The 1,786-nt window shown below is 41.0% G+C and carries 1 protein-coding gene and 2 pseudogenes; 2 read left to right on the forward strand and 1 reads right to left on the reverse strand.

The window, feature by feature from the left end:
- Positions 1–365: pseudogene (locus F6K38_RS41030) on the forward strand (hypothetical protein); the annotation flags it as partial.
- A 445-nt stretch (positions 366–810) separates the two neighbouring features.
- On the opposite strand, the gene F6K38_RS41035 reads toward F6K38_RS41030, so the two are convergent.
- The gene (locus F6K38_RS41035; RefSeq protein WP_008179798.1) at positions 811–1,011 is read right to left on the reverse strand and encodes a hypothetical protein; all 201 of its coding nucleotides are present in this window, start codon (positions 1,009–1,011) and stop codon (positions 811–813) included.
- 468 nt (positions 1,012–1,479) lie between these two features.
- On the opposite strand from F6K38_RS41035, the pseudogene F6K38_RS41040 reads away from it, so the two are divergent.
- Positions 1,480–1,786: pseudogene (locus F6K38_RS41040) on the forward strand (hypothetical protein); the annotation flags it as partial.

Here is a 1,786-nt window from a genome sequence, read left to right on the forward strand (position 1 = left end):
TGATGCTTCAGGAGATTGGGCATTGGTCAGTTAGACCGATCGAGCTGACTGGCAACAACCAGCCAGAAGCGGTCATAACCTTATATCAAGAAATATCAGTTACCTCAGAATCTACCGACGTTGGTCTCTCGGATAGTAATAATGACGGGATAGATACAGATAGGGCAACTACTATCTACAAACCCCGCACCATGATTTTTTCTGACACAGGAGCTTTACTCTACAGCGAATTTTCCCAAGATTCCAGCACTTCCATGACTGCGATCGCGGATTTAGGGGATGGCGGTCCTGCGGCTATAGTCATTGATGAACCGAATAACTATAGCTTTAAGCGTTGGTCACCCAAGCATCAGCGTTTTGAATAATAAAATTGGCGTTGCGTCAGTCAAGTAATGAATAGCAGTAGAGTTGGCATCCTGCCCGCTCTACCAGATCTCGAACGGGCAAGATGCCCATTCTACAGGTGCGACCCAAGGGCCCGAGCAATCCCTCGCGCCCTTGGAGGCGCGCACCTACTCTTATAGCAGAAGTCAGAAGTCAGAAGTCAGAAGTCAGAAGTCAAACTCTTGCGCTTACTTAGGTTTGAGACTTTTGTCATGTCCTAACTGCCCTGGCGACTGCTATAAAATCATTCTATTATTCAGGAACGCCAAAAAAATAGCCGTAGAAATACTATCCACGGCTATGTCAATCACATATGTCAGAAATTTCCTAAACCCAAGGCCAAGGGGGGGAAACCCCCCCAGAAAGTTAGCGATGCAGCGCGGTCTTGGGGGTTTCCCCCATGAGCGACTGCATCAAGACAAGGTGTTATGGCAATAACCAATACTTGGTCATAGTAGTAATTACTTCTCCTGGAATATCGGTCGGTTCTAGAGGGGTCCACTCCGCGATTTCGGCATAGCCTAGGGAATAAAACATTTGCATACTATAAATTACTGATTCACGAGTACCTTTGAGAGTGTGCTGAGTCGGTTGTTTCTTGAAATTGCGAGTAAATTTTTCTGACATTGTGAAAAAAATCAACTTGGATTTACAATGATTATTATAATAATTATATATTTAATTTGTCAAGGTTTTTTAAAAGTTTTTTTGGGAAGTTTTAGGGTTTGTATAAAAAAGCTATTGCATAGGCTTGACAAAGCATAATCTAACGTTAATTGTAGACAAATATTAACTTATTTTACTTAATTTTTAGTTAATATTTTTAGCAATAATATGGCTAAAATGTGATAATATTAATTATATTAACCAACAATAGCAATCATTTTACCTGGTTTTTATCACCCGAGCTACCGTTAATGATTGTCGGGGTTTACTGGGAATTTCAAGAGTTAGTTAAGTGGCCAATATTTCCGACAGACCTTCCCATGGCTTTATTGAAGATGATTTGGGATAGGTTCGAGTCGTCGAATTTGTGGCTCTTAACCCTCTTTTCGATTAGTTCACCAGAATTTACTTAGTTCCTTCAGATGTCTAATGACTTACGACAGTACCCTAAAATATTTAGTTGAACAATATCCTCAAGCCTTTACCCGTTGGTTGTTTAACCAAGAACCAGCAGAGGATATCGAAATTCTAAACACCGAATTAAGCACAGAACCAATTCGGGCAGATGCCTTGTTTTTTGTGCGAGTTGCTGATGCTATCTTGCATCTTGAATTTCAAACCTTACCCCAATCTGAACCTCCGTTACCCCTGCGGATGCTGGATTATTGGGTAAGGTTATATCGTCAGTATCGCTGTGATATTGAACAGGTAATAATTTTTCTCAAACCAACCCGAT

It is taken from the genome of Moorena sp. SIO3B2, assembly GCF_010692525.1.
Taxonomy (GTDB): Bacteria; Cyanobacteriota; Cyanobacteriia; order Cyanobacteriales; family Coleofasciculaceae; genus Moorena; species Moorena producens.